The sequence below is a fragment of the Imperialibacter roseus genome (genome assembly GCF_032999765.1).
GTDB lineage: Bacteria > Bacteroidota > Bacteroidia > Cytophagales > Cyclobacteriaceae > Imperialibacter > Imperialibacter roseus.
Window position 1 is genome coordinate 2,969,013 of sequence record NZ_CP136051.1, and the last position, 17,738, is coordinate 2,986,750.

Genomic DNA, 17,738 nt, shown 5'->3' on the forward strand with positions numbered 1-17,738 from the left:
TTATTTTTTTAGATGATGAAGCTTGGAAACAGGCCATCTCACGAGCCATTTGGAACCTGTTTTCAAAGCTCTGTTACAAATGGCCTTTATCTCTACATGCTGAGATGTACTCAAATGAATCATATAATAAAAACCCCGGAATTGTACGTCAGTTACCGTAGCTTCCACCCCTCTTCCGTCAGCCTCTAACACCACATCTTCCGGCCGAACCATCCACTTGCCGTTTGCTTCACTGGACTTCACCCCCATTGACTCCAGGTTTTTTCTGGTAAAGATGTTTGCCTCTCCGAAAAAAGCAGCTCCATAGGCCGTGGCTGGCTGGTTGTACATTGTCTTTGGGGTCGCCAGCATGTCCATTTTGCCCAGCCTTAAAAGAAGAATCTTGTCCGCCAGAGAAAGTGCTTCTGCCGGGTCGTGTGTAACCATAATAACGGTAATGCGGAGTTCCCGATGAATCTCCTTCAAAACAGTCGTCATCTCGCTCTTAAGCATTACATCAAGGTGACTGAACGGTTCATCCAGTAGCAGCAGCTCTGGTTCATCAGCCAGGTTAACAGCCCACACCACTCTTTGTCTCTGCCCACCTGATAGCTGATCCGGTCTACGCTCTTCCAGGTCTCTTAGTCGGCAGATTTTGATAAGCTCTTCTACCCTTTCCGATTTGTACGGATCGCTGAAGGCCCTCATAGCATACCTTACGTTTTCCCTCACCGTCATCTTCTCCTGTAGCTCCAATTCCTGGGTAATAAGCTTTATATGGTTATAGCCAGGGACTAACCGGTCAGCGGGGCCCTGGATAAGACTACCTCCCCATGTGATTTTTCCATTGCTTAAATCCACCAGGCCAGCTATCGACCGCAACAATGTTGTTTTTCCGGATCCGCTGGCGCCAGAGATAACCAAAAAAGAACCCCGGGGCAACTTGAAACTAAGCTTTGAAAGCGCTCTTGTTTCAACCCCGGGGTACTTTACACTACATGTATTGACTTCCAAACCTTCAGGCATGCCCAAAGGTATTTCATTTTTTTAACCCAATCGAATTTTAATCAAGTTGGCCAATAATTTAAGGCTTTCATCGAGATAGACGTCCTTCGGTTCTTTTCTATCTGTGCCAGCCTCTTTCACCTCTGAGTCGTTTATCTGAGTACTAAGATCTCTGATGGACTCCCTGGCTGCTCTCACGTCATCGATTTCAGCCTTTCTTATGTTGTAGTTCAACGAAATTTCATTTTTCGAGCGTGCTTTCTTTGCTTCTTCTATGTCGTACTGCAGCTCTTTGAACTCTGCGTTGTTCTGCAAGTCAAGCGAATAAATACGAGTAAGTTGCTCTATTAGCTTGCTGTCGATTTTATTTACGGGCGTAAAACTTGAGCTTCTGATTTGATCCCATGGCAAAGCGCTTGGCTGCGAGCTTTCACCAAAGTTGTCTGCATCATATGCAGATGGGAACTCAATATCAGGCTTCACTCCCAGGTGCTGTGTACTGCTCCCGTTGACTCGATAATACTTAGATAATGTAAGCTTCACCTGGCCCAGTTTGGCTGTTTCCTGCGGCAAAAACTGGTCAAGATCGACAAGCTGCTGCACTGTGCCTTTGCCAAAAGAATTTTCGCCAATGATGATGCCTCTTTTGTAGTCCTGAATGGCACCGGCGAAAATTTCGCTAGCCGATGCACTAAATCTATTGACCAAAACTGCCAGTGGCCCGTTGTAGGCAATCTCACTATCTTTATCAGTTCCCACGTCAATTGATCCATCGGCATTCTTTACCTGCACGACAGGGCCCTTAGAAATGAAAAGACCAGACAAATTAATGGCTTCCTGGAGCGATCCACCCCCATTGAACCTCAGGTCCATCATCACGCCGTCTACACCATCAGCCTCCAACTCAGCAAGAAGTCTTTTCACGTCCCTGGTAGCACTCTTATAATCCTTCTCCCCTTTTTGAGCTCCCTCCCAGTCAAAGTAAAAAGACGGCAGAGTAATCACACCAAGCTTATAGGTTGTCCCGCCTTCGGTATAAGGCACAATCTTCTTAGAGGCCGTTTCTTCCTCCAGCTTCACTTTGTCCCTTACAAGGCGCAACTCAACAGGCAAAGAGCCATCGGGTGCATCGTGAGGAACAATTTTCAAACGAACAACTGTTCCTTTCGGCCCTCTGATCAGCTGAACGACATCATCCAGGCGCCAGCCTATAACATCAACAAAGTCTTCTTTGTCTCCCTGGGCCACCGCCACAATTTTATCGTCCTTGTAAATCTGCTTGCTCTTGTAAGCCGGCCCGCCAGGAATCACCTCATACACTTGTGTATTATCCATTTGCTGAGTCAGCCTTGCACCAATGCCCTCAAGGGATTGTGCCATATCAATCTGAAAGTTCTCCGACGTGATGGGCGAGAAATAGTTAGTATGTGGATCAAAAGCTTCGGTAAATGAATTCATGAACATCTGAAAAGCATCTTCGCTATTATACTGTTCAATCATTTTGTGATAGCGTGCATAGCGGCTTGCCAGGGTGGTCTTGATGTCTTTCCACTCCTTACCTTCCAGCTTCAATCCCAACGCCTGGTATTTGATGGTTTTTCTCCACAATTCGTCCAATTCGTCGAACGACTTAGCCCAGGGCTCTTTTTCCCGGTCTGGCGTAAACATCTCATCTGAATTGAAGTCAGGCTCGGTCTCCAATATCTTATTCACCTTGCTGATTCGATCCAGGGCTCTTTCCTGATACAACCTGAACATTTGAAATGGCACATCGATATTTCCGGTAAGCAGATAGTTGTCGAAATAATCCTTGTAGCGCTTGAAATATTCAATATCAGACGCAACGAAGTACATCCGGTTGTTGTCCAGGTTGGTGATATAGTTGTTGAATATCACATTTGAGAGAGAGTCATTCAGCGGTGTTTTTCTGTAATGATTCTGAAGAAGCAAGCGAGTAATGAGGAGTGCCTCTTTGCCGTGTTCTGCATTTGGCACAATCAGCTTCGTTGTGTCAGCAATAACTTCGGCTCTTGCGGCTGAAGCTTGAATACCTGTGCCCAATAGCATAAAAAAAAGGGCGATCCATAGGAATGATGCTTTATTCATAATTTTGTTTTGTCAATAATAATGTATCCAACGAAAATTAGGCCAGAATGATCTTTAGAAAAGAAATATTTCCATGATCGGGAAACAGTTTTGGCAGCTTACTTTTTCTATCCGGCATATATAGGCCTAAGAATTTCTGAAAAGTATTATTTAAAAACAAAAAAAGCAGGTTTCCCTGCTTTAAATATCATTATTTGTTTGTAGCGGCTAGTACCTGACCACTTTGCCACTGCTATTTTGGTCGGCAATCAGTCGGTCAGGCGTTCCCTTGTAAGTAACTCTGCCGCTGCTGCTAACATCTGCCATCAGTTCCCTGGTTACCGACACATTCACCTTCCCGCTGCTGCTGACGTCGGCCCTGACCTTTTCACTTTCCAATTCAAAGCCATCGTAATAGCCTGAACTGCTCCCATCTATTTCCTGAAAAGTGGCCCTGCCACGAAGTGTCACCCGGCCACTGCTCGACACATCCACCTCAAGGTCATTGCAATTTACCGCCAACGACATTCTGCCTGAGCTGCTGGCATCGGCGTAAAAAGAGGTAGCATTAATAGTTTCTTCGGCAGTCACTCTGGCTGACGAGCCTACTGACACCCCTTCAAGCTCCCGATAGGTCAGCCTGATTTTTATACTGCCCCTCCAGTTTCTGTTCCACCCATCAAGATGTATCTTCAGCTTACTGCCCGACACCTCAGTCAAAATGTCTTCAAGATCAACCTCGTCGGAAGTGATTTCAGCCCTTTCTTCGTTGCCCTTAACCAGCTCGACCTCAATAGATTGAGAAACGGACAACTGGTTGAAAGAAGGTAGCCTTCTGGTTTCCTTCATCTGGGCATTTACCTGAAAAGAAATGAGCCCGGCAAAAAGTAGTATAATAAGATGTTTCATGTGTGCAGTATAGTTTCGTTAATTAGTGCTTTGGTGAAAGACTGAAATTTAGAACAGGGGTTGCAATTGTTTGAAAAACTTTTCGTTTCGATGAGGAAAGAAATTAGACCGGCTAATTAATGATGAGATTTTGTGTGTTGTTCGTTGTTCTTCTGGTGGCTGGAAGTCTGTCGGCCCAGAGTCCTGCAGGAAACAACAGTAGGGTATTAGAAGTAAGCCCCGAGCTTTCGGTACAAGAGCTTACCCCTAACGATCAAGGAGAATATGAGCTTTCATCAGGCGAAAAATACTTCACGTCGTTGGTGGTAAAAATATCAGGCACGGATACTTTCGAAAACTCTTCTGTAGCCACCGACGGCAGCATTTACCCGCTCGAGCTCGATGAGCACGCCGACTTAGATCGAGGGCTACAGAGCCTTCCTGTCATCTTCGACTTTCCCAGGCAAAGTGCCAGATTGTTACTACCCAATGTGAGCGAGTCATTTTCAGTTTATTACATTAATGCTGGTGAGTTGCCATCTTCTGCCCGCACAGCCGGTGAACTCAAACCGTTGATCAAAACGCCAGGCAGCTGTGAAGAGCCTGAAAGCGTCGATCAATCCGAATGGCGAAAAGGTCTTTCCGCCCCTTCTTATTCGAGGAGTTATACGGAGACAGAACACCTCATTGTCCATCATTCTGCTACCTCCAATTCGCTTACCGATTATTATAATGTGGTTCGAAACATTTATATCTATCACACGCAGGTAAACGGCTGGTCCGACATCGGCTACAACTACCTGGTTGCCCCTGATGGTACCATTTTTAATGGTAGGGATCCTGGCGATGGAGAACAAGACCTTGTGCTTGGGGCCCATTTTTGCGGAAAAAACTCTACCACCATGGGGGTGTGCATGATGGGCGACTATAGTAGCACAGAGCCGAAGGAAGAGGCCATTTCTGCGCTCGAGGCACTGCTCACATGGAAAGCCTCCAAAGACATGCTGGACGTGCTGGGAAGCTCGCCTCATCCATTAAACGGCGATTTAAATACCATTGCAGGACACAGGCAGGGCTGTGCTACACAATGCCCCGGCGACAAAGTGTTTGAAAAGCTTGAAACCATAAGGCAGGACGTCTTTGCAACTTTGCAGGCTTGTAGTGATCCGCTGGTGGTAAGCACCGTTACGTTTTATCCAAACCCAAGTGAAGGAGATGTGCTCATTGAACTGCCCGAGGAAACAGAACTTGAAGCTGTTGATTTGGTGACAATGAATGGGCAAAAACAGTCTATCGGACTAATCAACGAAGGCCTTAATGGGTACCGTGCAGTGACCTCTTTTCTTCAACCCGGAGTTTACGTGATGATGTTCAAACTAAAAAATGAACTCCCTCAATACAAAAAAATAATTCTAAGATAAGTACTTACGCTCTCAATGCGCTTTTACCTCAGCCAATTCAAGAACCTGAGCAAGGTAAAACTGTCTGAAGTACAGCTCTCTTGACTCCTCGTCCAGAAAAGCATCTTTTGCCTTATTAAAATGTCTTACTTCTTTTGTTTTTAGCAATTTGAGAAGTCCTTCTGAAATTTTGTTATCTAATAGCATGGCAATAATTTTTATAAGTCTTTGCTTTTTAGGAAGCAACATTAGCTCTTAACGTTGCTACCCCCCATCTTTGTTACTTTTTTTTCTCGCTGAATCTAGCCAGGTGAAGAAGCCTACATGCACAAAGCATCGCTGCGTGTAGTAGCCTCCCTCTACTTATTATTGTCAACAAAAAGGCGGTTTACCCCCATGCCGTTTTAAAAAAAGAATGACTTTATTGATTTTTTTTGATGACGACCTGCGCACTGGACACGCTACTCATGCCGAAATAGCCGAGTATCACTCCTTCATCGTCGTTTAGGTATTTCAAGTTTCCCCTAACCAGCGATGGCGGTGTGCTGGTCGACTTCCCGAGGCCAATAGCCTGTGTATTAATGTTTTTCAGGTATTCAAAGGCAGCGGCGTCAATTGTATATTGACTCACACTGACGGTATCGTCTACCTGAAACAACAGGTTTGATAGCTCAAAACCGAATTTCTTTCCGTTAAAAAAACGATCGGTGATCAAAATCAAGTCTTCAGCTCGGTCATAAGAAATTCCATTCTCCGACACTTTCCATCTATAGTAGTCGTTCTCAGTGGCCGGATCCGACACGAAGCCCGTCACCAAATAGCCTGAGGTAAATGATAAAGTTTCGGGTACAAAAATATTTGGCACGAAAGAGTAAGTAAGTGTGTCTATCGGTGGAGCTGCTTTGAAAGAGTTTTCGGTTGAAATAATAATCTTGTCCTCCCATTCAATCACCAATTTGTAATTAACACCCGGAGTGCCGACAAACTCAGCCGAATCCGTTAAATACTCACCAGGAATTTCTGGGTTTTCGGCCAAAAAGTAGTTAACTCCCTTAGAGGTGATGTATACCTTTGCGTTGGATATTTTTGGGTTAGTCTCAGGAGAAGCAAATGGCAGCGTTTGGGAAAGCCTGACACGGTAAGGGCCAGGCTGATCGGTAATCCATCCCTCAACCACCAGGTAAGTGCTATCGGATGGCAGATCGATTGAGATAGGGTCTTCGCAAGACTGAAGTAGAAAAGAGGTTAAAGCAACAAATAGCAGGGCTGATTTCCGCATCCGTCAGAACTTAAAATTATAGGAAATTGAGGGGATGATTGTGCCCAACACAGAATACCTGATGGTTTCCGTTTGGCTGGGATTCAAAGCACTTTGCCTAAAAAGGTAAGAATAGGCGTTCCTCCTGGCATATACATTGTAGATTGAAAACGTCCAGCTACTTTTGAACTTCCTGTCGAGACTTTTCCTGCTCACATAAGTCGTCGACACATCCAACCTGTGGTAGTCAGAAAGCCTGCCTTGATTACGTTTTGAGAAATTGGGCACTATCACGCCATCGTAAACGTATTTTGCGTCTGGCAGGGTTACGGGGCGCCCTGTGCTGAAATTAAACGTAGCAGAGAAGCTCCACTGCCTGCCTTCATCATAAATACCCACCACTGAAACGTCATGCGTCCTGTCATAGTCGCTGGGGAAAAAATCACCATCATTGAGTGTTTCTTCCACGGTTGATCCCTTTATCTGCGTCTCTGCCCTCGACAGCGTATAACTTACCCAGCCACGAAGCATTCCCTCGGGTTTCCGCACCAGTAGCTCAGTCCCATATGCCCTTCCCACTCCGGTGAGCACCTCTGTTTCAATAGTTTCATTTAACAGTAAGTCGGCACCATTCTTAAATGCTATTGTATTTGACAGCGACTTGAAATATGCTTCAAGCGAGACTTCCAGGTTTCCATTAAACAGGTCTCTGTAGTAGCCCAATGTGTATTGATTTGACACCTCTGGTTTGATATACCTGTCGCTGAGTTTCCATATGTCAGTAGGTGCAGGAGAAATGCTATTAGTAATTCTGTGGATGTATTGATAGTTTTTGTTGTAGCTGGTTTTAAGTATCGAGGCTTTGCTTAATTTATAGCTTGCAACAAGCCTGGGCTCAAACCCTTCATAAAAATCTATAATTTGGCCAAATTTATACTGCACGGTGTCGATAATCGATGTCCTGCTTTTTGGTAATCCGTTCACATAAATATACTCATTTGACGGCCCCAGGTAATAGAAACGAGACCACCTTGCTCCTGCCACCGTTTCAATCCGTCTGCTCCACTTCTTCTCCCAACTGCCGTACAGGGCAGGCTCTACGGCATGTTCCGAGCTCAGCTTTATTTCCACTACCGAGGCGTCTTCCGTAAGAGGTATTCTGTCTCCGGGATTGAGCCTGTGAATAATCGATGAGTAGCCAAAATTGTAGGTATTGTCAGGGTTTGAATAAAAATTAAAATCGGACTTAAAGGCGTAGTTGAAGATGTAAGACGTTCCTATGAAATTGGAAATTTCGGAAGGGTCTTCTGTTTTGTAGCTGTACTCGCTCAGCGTGAATGTATGATTGCTGAACAGACGGTTTCCAAAAATGTGGTTCCATCGGGCAATCAGCGCACTATTGCCCCAGGTTCGCTGGAATGTTTCTCCAATCTTGTTCCGGTCTTTACCAACATAGCCCGATAGATACACCTTATTTTTTGAGTTCAAATCGTAGTTGAGTTTCATATTGAAATCAGCAAAGTTCAGGGTACTCCTCCTTACATTGTTGTCACCCAACTCATAGTTGATATTAAACAATGACGACCGAACCGATGTCAGGAATGAGCTTTTTCCTTTTACAAGGGGGCCTTCGGCCACCAGCCTGCCCGACAAAAGTCCGAGCCCTCCTGAAAAAGCAAATCGTTCCTTATTGCCCTCCCTCTGCCTCACACTCACCACGGAAGAAGTTCTGCCGCCGTAGGATGCCGGTATATCACCTTTATATATTTCTATGTCGTTGATCGCCTCAGGGTTGAAAACGCCCACTAACCCAAAAAAGTGAGATGTATTGAAAATGACTGCCTCATCCAGCAGTATCAGGTTATTGTCGGCCGACCCACCTCTGACATTAATTCCTGTAGCATCCTCACCGACGTTCCTGATGCCGGGAAGCAACAAAGCTCCCTGTAGCACATCCACTTCGCTGAGAAAATAGGGAATCTTTCCGAAGATGTTTCGACTAATCTTGTGGTAGCCGGTATTTTTAGTTGTCAGCAAAATGTCAAAATCTTTCGGAGAAACGACCAATTCGGGCAAATTAGCCTTTGCTGACTTAAGTGAAAAGTTTTGTTCTGTCGACTCCGCCAAAGCCAACCTGGTCTCGATTGTCTCATAACCCACAAATGAGATACGAACATCATAAATTCCCTTGGGCAATGAGAGGGAGAAAAAGCCATAGGCATTGGTAGACGATCCGGTTTTAAGAGAATCAATCCAGATTGTGGCGCCAATCAGGGCCTCGCCAGTGCTAGCCTCACTCACCTGGCCCTTCATAGTGACGTTGTCATTCTTCAGTGGAGTATTCTTTTTGACGGCTATCAGCAAGATTAGGTTGCCCTCAAACTGATACTTCAGATTTTCAGAATACACTATCTTATCGAGCAAATCATCCAGCAAAATAGAATTGCCATTGACTTTGATCTTCTTGTCGAATGGAATTAATTGGTCAACGTAGGAGGGCTTGTAGGTCGTTTGATCAGCTATCAGGCGCAAAGCTTGCCCGACAGAAAGGCTCGTTTGACCATGAGGCACCCGCACAACCACGTCAGAGTGACTCTGAGCGACTAATGCTGAGCTTGCCGACAGCAAGCAAAGGTGAAAGATAAAACAGACTCGTAAAAACGTTGGCATACTCCCGAAAGCGACCTCTAAATAAAGACATGTTTCGTCTATAAAAGGTAACTATAGGAGTAATAAATAAAAAAAGAGGTTGGAAGTTCCCGGTTCTAATTCTCGCAGGGCCCCGCAAGAATTACATATGAATCACCTTTTTGCTCTACCGATCCATTCAGTAGCGTAGTTATTACGTTCAGGCTTTCCTGAAGGCTGAGGTTATCAAGGGTTACACTTACCTTGCACGCCTTCAATGCTTCATTGTCCAGCGTGATTTCAGTCCGGTAGTGATCTTGTATTTGTTTCAGTACTTTATCGAGTGGCCGATTAGAAAAAGTCATCATGCCTGTTTTCCAGGACAGAAAATTCATATCGGTTATATCAGACCTTCTAATGACATTATCCTTCACTACAACGTCCACTTGTTGATTTTTCTGGAGCGTAAGAACCTTTTCAAAAGCTGAGGCTTCAACAGTTCCATCGATCACCGCAAGCCTGACCCCTTCTTTCGTGTTTTTCATATTAAACTCTGTACCCAACACTTTTGCAGTCAAACCGTTCGACTCCACAACGAAAGGGTGCTCAGCATCGTGAGCTACCTTAAAATAGGCTTCCCCTTTCAATTCGATTTTCCTGGGTTCATCCTCAGAATAAGATATCTGGCCATTGGCATTGAGCCAAACTAAGGAGCCATCAGGCAGCGTAATCTCCTTTACCTTCTCATCGGCCTTAACTATAGCGGTTTCGGAAAAAACCTGACTAGTCACAGTGGATTGAAACACAAAATAGCTCCCGATGATAAGAGCAAGGCTCGCCGCAGCCCAGTAGAAGTACCTTAAAGCAACCACCTTCTTTTCCTCAGTAAGTCTACTCTTCACTTTACTCCAGGCACATTCCACATCAGGGCAATAGTCCGAGGTGTCAAGGGACGCATGTTCCCATACCTTAATTGCCTCTTGAAGCTCAACTGAATGATTAGCATCGACGCCCTTCTCAGTGTTAGAAGTGGCTTTTGCCTTACCGTTAAAATATTCGACTAAGTCTCGTTGCATTATAATCAGGTGTATTCTATTAGATGTCAAGGATTTTAATCCCAACCCCCAAGCTATCTACAAAAAGTTTTCGATTAAGGCCAGCAAAATTATTCCCAGCTTATCAACATACGGCTTCAGGCTTACTCTGAGCTTTTTGAGCGCTATGCTCATTTGATTCTCTACTGTCTTTACTGACAGTTCCAGCTTTTCAGCAATCTCCTGATAGGTAAGCCCTTCCTCTCGGCTGAGCACAAAAATAACTTTGCATCGTTCCGGCAATAAATCGATGGCCTTCTGGACAATTGAATATAGCTCATTGTACTCAATTTGGGTTGGGTCTGACAAGTCGGCCTTTTCGCTCAAATTATCCACATCCTCTTTTTTCAACTCTTTGGGCAGTTGAAGCTTGAGGTAGTTGATTGACCTGTTCCGAACAGATGCTACGAGATAGGCTTTTACAGAATAGCTGATATTAATTTCTTCCCGCCGCTCCCAGAAGTTCACGAAAACCTCCTGAACCACTTCCTCTGCCACTTCGTTATTGCGGGTCAGTTTCAGCGCATACCGGCACAATTCCGTGTAATGCTGTTTGAAGAGTACTTCTAATGAAGATAAGTTATCAGGAAGCAGTTGGCTCAATTTTAAAATGTATAAAACTCTACAAATACAGCCGAAATTAGCGATTGGCGGGGAATACTAAAAAAGGAAAGCCCCGTAAAACGAGGCATTTCCTTAACAACCAACCAAACCTAATGTTTATAAGTTCAACGAAGGCTATCAGAAAATATTGGGCCTTCTTTTGTTTTTAACAATTTGGAATAGAAAGACCCTAATTGCCGTCGTCTGGTTGGAGTGTGGCCAGTAAATAATTGGAGAGCACGTAATACCCTAAGTTGGTGCTGGCGGATGTTCGTCCATTGGTGGTGAGTAAAAAAACCATGTTGTATTCAGGCATTACAAACATGTAGTGATCTTCATCGCTCAGTGCATAGAAGGTTTTATTCTCGGGAAAATAGACCGACCATGAGCTATCATCTGAAAATCTCCACCATAAATACCCCATATCCGAAAAGTTGGAAATTCGATGCTGAGTACTTGTCGACAATTCGACCCAGCTGGCACTCACAATTCGGTTGCCAAGCCAGCTTCCATTGTTGAGCATAAGGTCTCCAATCTTCAACAAATCGAGCGGCTTTATAGTGAGCCCAAGCGAAAGGTCACTCAACCCAACCTCATCTTTTCTCACCTTCCAGTCACTGATTTCCAGAGGTTTGAACAGCCACTCGCTCACCACCTCGTCGATGGACAAACCGGTAGCAGACTCGAGCGCCTCAAGTATGATGAGGCTGCCCGCCGAATTCTGAGAAAACCTTTGACCTGGAATGCTCTCCATTGGCTTTTTAAGCAGAAACTCCACAGCACTTGGTGCCGTCTTTATCACATTCACGTCGTTGGAAGTGGAGTTGACTCCTGACAGCGTTTCGTTCCACGAAAGTCCCGATTTCATGGTGAGAATATCCTTGAACCTGATTCTCTTTTTTAGTTGGTCAGCTTCGAAATACGACTGGCGTTGGGGCAAATACTTGTAAACCGAGTCCTCAACACTTTTAATGAAACCGCCGTCAATAGCAATACCTACCAGCAGAGAAACAATGATGTTACCCATACTTCCTATGCCCTGAAGCGAGTCTCTTGTGTAGAAACCATAGTAGTCTTCAAAAACCACCTTGTTATCTTTCAAAACAAGCATACTGCCAATGCCACCAAGGCGACCCGCATCAAAAAGACTGTCTAATGCCAAAAGCAAAGGCTCATCGAAACCCGACACGCCTGGATCTTCGTAAGCCCATGGTGACTCATCGGGCCGTACGTCATCATTCCATTTGCAGCTCTGAGGAATGAGGATAAAGACGGCGACAATAAGAAGGTGGATTCGACGCATCAAAATAGCCCTATTTTAATCATGACATTCAATGTGAGTCCTGAGAAGTCATCATCGGATACTTCGGGGATATCCAATCCTTTGACCAATCGATAGCCTACCTCGCCGTGCAAGATGGCAAAAGGCAGAAATTTATAATCGCAGCCAGCAGATGGCTGCACAAATAGCGCATAGTCTTCGAACATGTTATAGAAATTGTCCCGCCGTTCCCAAAACACCTTCCCCTGCCCCACTTTTGCATCAAATGTAAACTGAAAGGGCTTTTCCAACGTAGTTTTGTATCCTGTCCACAAGCCTGCATGGCTGTATTTCATACTGAATTCGTTAGGAAAAATCAGTCTTTGATTGTAGTCTCCCATATAAACAGACCCGTAAGCCCCAACATGGTAGCGGCTGCGGAATAAAAAGCTTAAACCACCTCCAAGATTCACGCCGTTTGCCTGCCGGAGGTAGGCGGGTTCAATGTAGCCCGCAGCCCAAACGCCATATTTTCTTGCCGGTTTATTGATTTGCTTCTTCAGCAGTTTGACAGAATCAACGGCAAGCGAATCAACACCCTGTGATAGTGCCTGCCCAGTCACTGCCATCATTATCAAAACAAAAAAACCGATTTTCATAGTTTAAAAAACATGGTGACTCAATTACCCCCTTACTCATCTTTCTCTAAGGTACTCAATTCAATGCTCAATGCCTTTGTGGAAATCTGTGTCTCGTAGAACGAAAGCCCGAGAGAAACTAAAAGCAAAACTAGACTTGCAACAAACAGGTAGTTTCCCAATTGGCTATTGTTCAGGTATAAGAACAGAATCGAAAGCACACAACCGAGAAAGCTTAAAATACCGAACGCCTGCATGTTCCTGATGAGCGAAAGCCGCAACCGTAAGTTCTTAATCTGTTCCCGGACGGGCACATTGTTTTCGCCATGGGAATCAGCTTGCCTTTTATGGAGCCCTCTGATCAGGCTGGCAATCGCTAAAAACCTGTTAGTGTAAGCCAGAATCAACAATGTGATGGCTGGAAACAACAATGCCGGTGTGCTCAGTTCTAGTTGCATGTCACAAATTTACCCTATCAATTTCCTGCCTTTGCCATTGAAAATCTCGCCCTATTAATTGCTGAATTTTGCTTAAGCTAACAAAAGATTTTGCAACAACCTTATTGAATGAAGAAGTTTCAATATCGAGCATCTTGCTGATCTCACTCCCTAGTAAATAGGCCATAAGAGCCGAAACAGGTAAATGAATAGCGCTATTCCGCATTTCAACTTCTATGTGCTTCCTAAGTGCTGCAGCTAATTCCACACCCTCAACAGATCTGGTAAAGTGCCTTTTTGCTATTTGCTTTTCGAGCGACAACGCCTGTTTTACATTGTCCTTTACCAGTTCATTTTCAATCCCCAGCAGGTGCCCAATCAGATTCCAGTATTGTAAAAAATCCTTACTTTCTGCTCCCTTTACGTCAACCCCCAACTTTCGCAGGCCACGCAGTACAATCAGCGAGAAAGCCAGGTTTGTCCCAGCCATGTCCTCCTGGTTGATGGGAAGCCCCCAATCGCTCTGCCAAAAGGCTTGATTCTTTATATAATACCTGGTGAGCGCATGCATGAGCCTTACTTTGAGAATACTCCTGAAGCCCTTTCCCTTGGTATCAAACGCTCCGGGCTCAGACACATCAAGCACAAAGGAGGCTGTCTCGATGAGCCGCTTGCCGGGGGACTCTCTAAGCCGTTTGGAGTGATACAATACCTTAGCACCGTTGGCAGCCGCATAGCAGTACGGAAGTGAATAAAGCCCAAGGCAGAGCAGAATCAGAGGTTGGTGCTTGGAGAAAAATTCCTGAGTATGCTTCAAGCGATTTGGCAAGCTATCTTCGGGTAATACCTCATTTTGATTGATGAAACTTATCAGCTCTTTTGGCCAGGTGTCGTCGGGCTTCTGGTTATTATGAGTAAAGTTCTTCCATTTGTCCGATGCCCAGAGCTCAGGCATGTCTCGTTGAATAACTTCAACAACAGCGTCGGCGGGAGGATCGCCAGTGAGCCTAAATTTTTCTAAATCCATAAAAAAAGCATGCAGTTAATGGTATAACCCTGCATGCTTCCAATTGGTTAATTAAAGATCAAAAAGATTTTAACACTTTACATGACGATCCGTTCTTCACGAACGTATACTTTGCATTCTCATATTTATAAAATTTCACACCCATTAGCAGAAATACACCTACTTTTTCGGGAAGTCCTTTTGGAGGTACTATAGAAAGCTGAGCCGTAATTGGCTGGATAGCAATCTTTAGATCGGGAAACATGTTGCTTTCAAATGAATCGGTTAAGCCGTGGTGATCAGGATTGCACGGCCTGTAAGAAGCTTCCTCTTCATCGAAATAAAAGTCTGAAATAGAAACCAACTTAGCCGTCAATTTGAAATGAGTGGCTTCTGCCGGAAAGGCGATATTGCTCTGAGGAACAAAACCTGGAAAGTGGAGGATGACATGTCCCCGTCCCTGCCCAGGGTGAACAAAGTATTTCGGATAGAAAGTAGTACCAAACGGAAACTCCGGATTGAATTCAAAGCCTTCTACCTGTTTGCCATATTTACTCGGTGTTAAAGGACGTCGACCAGTGGGGCCATCAACACCTTTCACCAAGCCTCTGAATTTAGCAGTCAGCTTTCCCGACGAATAGGTTTCGCATATATCCCCCAAATCGCCAGTCATAGTCATGCGCATGGTTCTTGCCATCATGCTGGCCACACCGAATTCCTTTTGATTGTTCCTCAGTTCCTGATATGACTCTTTACTTTTGATGTCGTTGGCAGAAGGCCCTCCTTTTCTGGCTACTATTGTCCTGTCTACACCGCTTATCTTATATACTCTCCAATCTTTTGGGTTGTCAATGGCACCTTTCCTTAGCTCGAGGTTTTCATTCATTTTGTTGGTTGGTTACACAATTCTACACTGATTCCTAAAACCTATAATGTCATTAAAGCAAAATATTACTTTTCGAATATTCCACTAACCAGGCCAGTTAGCTAATGATTTGAAATATTATCAAAAAAATAGCACAGAAGCAAAGTTTGGCAAAAAAATATGATCTACGACATGTAATAAAGCCCGCAGTCAACAAATTAACATGAAATATTCACTATTTAATAAACTTGCATTCATCCAATATCCCTAGATTTGCTCATCTTTCATTTGTATTAAAGTATTACTTTAAGTGTGCGTGTTATTCATTTTTTTGATATTTCCAACAAAGATGCTACGTACCAACGAGGAGAATTCTTCTATCTTTTTTCGATTCAGCCTCATGTAAGATTTAATGCAAAATCAAACAAAAACAAATCTCCGTTACAGGCTAAAGTCACTGGTAAATACTTTTGTAACCGGAGGGATGGAACCTTCAAAAGCCTCTTTGTCAATCAGTCTCGGCTTTCTCTGGGGCGTCTTTCCATTGGTAGGCACCTCTACGGTACTTTGTACCGCTAGTTCATTGTTCTTTAGGCTGAACATGGCTATTATTCAGGCAGTCAATTACATTGTTTACCCTATACAGTTGGCCCTTCTGCTTCCTTACTTTTACATCGGAGCGCCTTTTACCGGGTTTACCATCAATGGTACGACCATCGACAAAATTGGGGAGTTTTCTTTTTCACTCAATAGTTTGGCGGAAATTTCCGGGGATTTGCTTTTCATTGCAATCAATATGCTTTTGGGATGGTTGCTATTGGCCCCGCTGGCATCTTTTATCATATATTTGGTTTCAAAACGAGTGTTGACAAGCAGGCAAAGTAAGGTTGGCGTAGTCGACAACAATGATCACAACTCAAAAAGCTAATCAACCCCTTATCAAATCATTGGAACAATTTTTCTATATTTAAGTATTTCCTATTGCATCTTTGCACCATCAAAATTATAAACTGTAAACAATGTCCGATAAGAATTCTTTAAACTCCAGCCCTAATATCTTCGGCCACTTCAAATACGATGGCCCCGCCGGCCTGGTAGTTTTTCTTGTTGCTCTGCCGCTGTGTTTGGGTATAGCGCTGGCATCTGGAGCACCACTTTTTTCGGGCGTTATTGCTGGAATTGTTGGAGGCTTGGTGGTAGCCTCTTTCAGTGGCTCTCAACTCGCCGTTAGTGGCCCGGCTGCCGGCCTGACAATCATCGTTCTCAACGCTATAGACGATTTAGGTTCTTTCGAGTCCTTTCTGCTTGCAGTCGTCATTGCAGGCGCTATCCAGCTCTTGCTGGGCTTTCTGAAAGCCGGTGTTATTGGTAATTTCTTCCCCTCTTCAGTAATCAAAGGAATGCTTGCTGCCATCGGGCTTATATTGATACTGAAACAAATACCTCATGCTTTCGGCTACGATTCAGATCCGGAGGGTGATATAGAATTTTTCCAGCCCGACGGACAAAACACCTTTTCAGAGATTTTCGCTGCTCTCGAAAATTTGAGTATGGGAGCGATTGCCATCTGCCTCATTTCGTTGGCTGTCATTCTTCTCTGGGATAGGCCTGGTATCAAGAAAAAGGCATTCTTTTCTATCGTTCCGGCACCGTTGGTGGTGGTACTACTGGGAATAGGTGTTAATCAGCTCTTCATTAAATTCCTCCCTGACATGGCTCTCGGGCAGAGCCATCTCGTTTCGTTGCCTATTATTGGCAATCTGAGTGAGTTTGCCAACGAACTTACTTTCCCGGACTTTAGCCAGTTTGGCAACCCCGAAATCTATGTAGTGGCCATTACCCTTGCCATTATCGCAAGTTTGGAGACTTTATTGAGTCTGGAAGCCACTGACAAGCTGGATCCTTACAAAAGAGTTTCCCCTCAAAACAGAGAGTTGAAAGCACAGGGCATTGGTAATATGGTCTCAGGACTTATTGGAGGCTTGCCGCTAACAGCTGTTATTGTGAGAAGCTCCGCCAACATAGATTCTGGGGCACACACAAAAATGTCAGCAATTATCCATGGTGCTTTGCTGCTTCTCAGTGTCGTTGTTATTCCACATATCCTTAACCTGATACCGCTGGCTGCCCTTGCAGCAATACTGATAATGATTGGCTTCAAACTTGCCAAACCATCGCTGTTCAGGTCGATGTTTCAAAAGGGAATGGGGCAGTTCCTGCCATTTGTGATTACAATCGCAGCGATTCTGTTGTCAGATTTACTAATCGGTATCTCTATCGGCATGGCTGTTGGTCTGTTCTTTGTAATAAAGAGCAATTTCAACGAGGCTATTTTGGTTACACAGGATGAGGAGAACTATCTTGTGAAATTGAACAAGGACGTAACTTTTCTCAATAAATCCGCCCTAAGAACTACATTTCAAAAGATTCCAAAAGGTGCCTTCGTTATCATTGATGGAACTAAATCAATATTCATTGACAACGACATATCAGAAGTTATCGAAGATTTCGTTGAAACATCAGAGAACCGAAAAATAACGGTTGAACTAAAAAAATCATCCTCCAGCTACAATCACTTATTTAAGAAATAG

16 protein-coding genes are annotated in these 17,738 nt (G+C 44.3%); 3 read left to right on the forward strand and 13 right to left on the reverse strand.

Features of this window, described 5'->3' with window-relative positions; translation table 11 throughout:
- The 3 genes from RT717_RS12290 to RT717_RS12300 form a co-directional block, all read right to left on the reverse strand.
- Positions 1-1,005 carry an ABC transporter ATP-binding protein gene (locus RT717_RS12290; protein WP_317492038.1) on the reverse strand — a complete coding sequence of 335 codons (1,005 nt, stop codon included), beginning with the start codon at positions 1,003-1,005 and terminating at the stop codon, positions 1-3.
- Between the two features lie 21 nt (positions 1,006-1,026).
- Positions 1,027-3,090 carry a carboxy terminal-processing peptidase gene (locus RT717_RS12295; RefSeq protein WP_317492039.1) on the reverse strand — a complete coding sequence of 688 codons (2,064 nt, stop codon included), beginning with the start codon at positions 3,088-3,090 and terminating at the stop codon, positions 1,027-1,029.
- A 207-nt stretch (positions 3,091-3,297) separates the two neighbouring features.
- A complete protein-coding gene (locus tag RT717_RS12300; protein WP_317492040.1) occupies positions 3,298-3,978 on the reverse strand; it encodes a head GIN domain-containing protein in 681 nt (226 codons plus the stop codon).
- A gap of 119 nt (positions 3,979-4,097) precedes the next feature.
- Between RT717_RS12300 and RT717_RS12305 the strand changes: the two genes are divergently transcribed.
- The gene (locus tag RT717_RS12305; protein WP_317492041.1) at positions 4,098-5,378 is read left to right on the forward strand and encodes an N-acetylmuramoyl-L-alanine amidase; all 1,281 of its coding nucleotides are present in this window, start codon (positions 4,098-4,100) and stop codon (positions 5,376-5,378) included.
- Between the two features lie 12 nt (positions 5,379-5,390).
- Here the strand turns inward: RT717_RS12305 and RT717_RS12310 are convergent, their stop codons facing one another.
- From RT717_RS12310 to RT717_RS12355, 10 genes are all read right to left on the reverse strand, one after another.
- Complete coding sequence (locus RT717_RS12310; protein ID WP_193217756.1) at positions 5,391-5,564, reverse strand: hypothetical protein; 174 nt, start codon at positions 5,562-5,564, stop codon at positions 5,391-5,393.
- Positions 5,565-5,778: 214 nt separating this feature from the next.
- The gene (locus tag RT717_RS12315) at positions 5,779-6,636 is read right to left on the reverse strand and encodes a DUF4249 domain-containing protein (RefSeq protein ID WP_317492042.1); all 858 of its coding nucleotides are present in this window, start codon (positions 6,634-6,636) and stop codon (positions 5,779-5,781) included.
- A gap of 3 nt (positions 6,637-6,639) precedes the next feature.
- A complete protein-coding gene (locus RT717_RS12320) occupies positions 6,640-9,285 on the reverse strand; it encodes a TonB-dependent receptor (protein WP_317492043.1) in 2,646 nt (881 codons plus the stop codon).
- Between the two features lie 95 nt (positions 9,286-9,380).
- The gene (locus RT717_RS12325; RefSeq protein WP_317492044.1) at positions 9,381-10,319 is read right to left on the reverse strand and encodes a FecR family protein; all 939 of its coding nucleotides are present in this window, start codon (positions 10,317-10,319) and stop codon (positions 9,381-9,383) included.
- Between the two features lie 57 nt (positions 10,320-10,376).
- Positions 10,377-10,940, reverse strand: a complete 564-nt coding sequence (locus RT717_RS12330) for an RNA polymerase sigma-70 factor (RefSeq protein WP_317492045.1) — start codon at positions 10,938-10,940, stop codon at positions 10,377-10,379.
- A gap of 190 nt (positions 10,941-11,130) precedes the next feature.
- Positions 11,131-12,243 carry a serine hydrolase domain-containing protein gene (locus tag RT717_RS12335; RefSeq protein WP_317492046.1) on the reverse strand — a complete coding sequence of 371 codons (1,113 nt, stop codon included), beginning with the start codon at positions 12,241-12,243 and terminating at the stop codon, positions 11,131-11,133.
- The gene (locus RT717_RS12340) at positions 12,243-12,860 is read right to left on the reverse strand and encodes a hypothetical protein (protein ID WP_317492047.1); all 618 of its coding nucleotides are present in this window, start codon (positions 12,858-12,860) and stop codon (positions 12,243-12,245) included. Before RT717_RS12340 ends, RT717_RS12335 begins: the two co-directional genes overlap by 1 nt.
- A gap of 32 nt (positions 12,861-12,892) precedes the next feature.
- Entirely contained in the window at positions 12,893-13,297 is a 405-nt protein-coding gene (locus tag RT717_RS12345; RefSeq protein ID WP_317492048.1) for a DUF2721 domain-containing protein, read from the reverse strand.
- A 1-nt stretch (position 13,298) separates the two neighbouring features.
- The gene (locus RT717_RS12350) at positions 13,299-14,303 is read right to left on the reverse strand and encodes an oxygenase MpaB family protein (protein ID WP_317492049.1); all 1,005 of its coding nucleotides are present in this window, start codon (positions 14,301-14,303) and stop codon (positions 13,299-13,301) included.
- Positions 14,304-14,361: 58 nt separating this feature from the next.
- The gene (locus RT717_RS12355) at positions 14,362-15,168 is read right to left on the reverse strand and encodes a hypothetical protein (protein ID WP_317492050.1); all 807 of its coding nucleotides are present in this window, start codon (positions 15,166-15,168) and stop codon (positions 14,362-14,364) included.
- A gap of 463 nt (positions 15,169-15,631) precedes the next feature.
- Here RT717_RS12355 and RT717_RS12360 point away from each other — a divergent pair, with 463 nt between their 5' ends.
- Positions 15,632-16,075 (forward strand): DUF2062 domain-containing protein, encoded by a 444-nt coding sequence (locus tag RT717_RS12360; RefSeq protein ID WP_317492051.1) that lies wholly within the window; start codon positions 15,632-15,634, stop codon positions 16,073-16,075.
- Between the two features lie 91 nt (positions 16,076-16,166).
- Positions 16,167-17,738 carry a SulP family inorganic anion transporter gene (locus tag RT717_RS12365; protein ID WP_317492052.1) on the forward strand — a complete coding sequence of 524 codons (1,572 nt, stop codon included), beginning with the start codon at positions 16,167-16,169 and terminating at the stop codon, positions 17,736-17,738.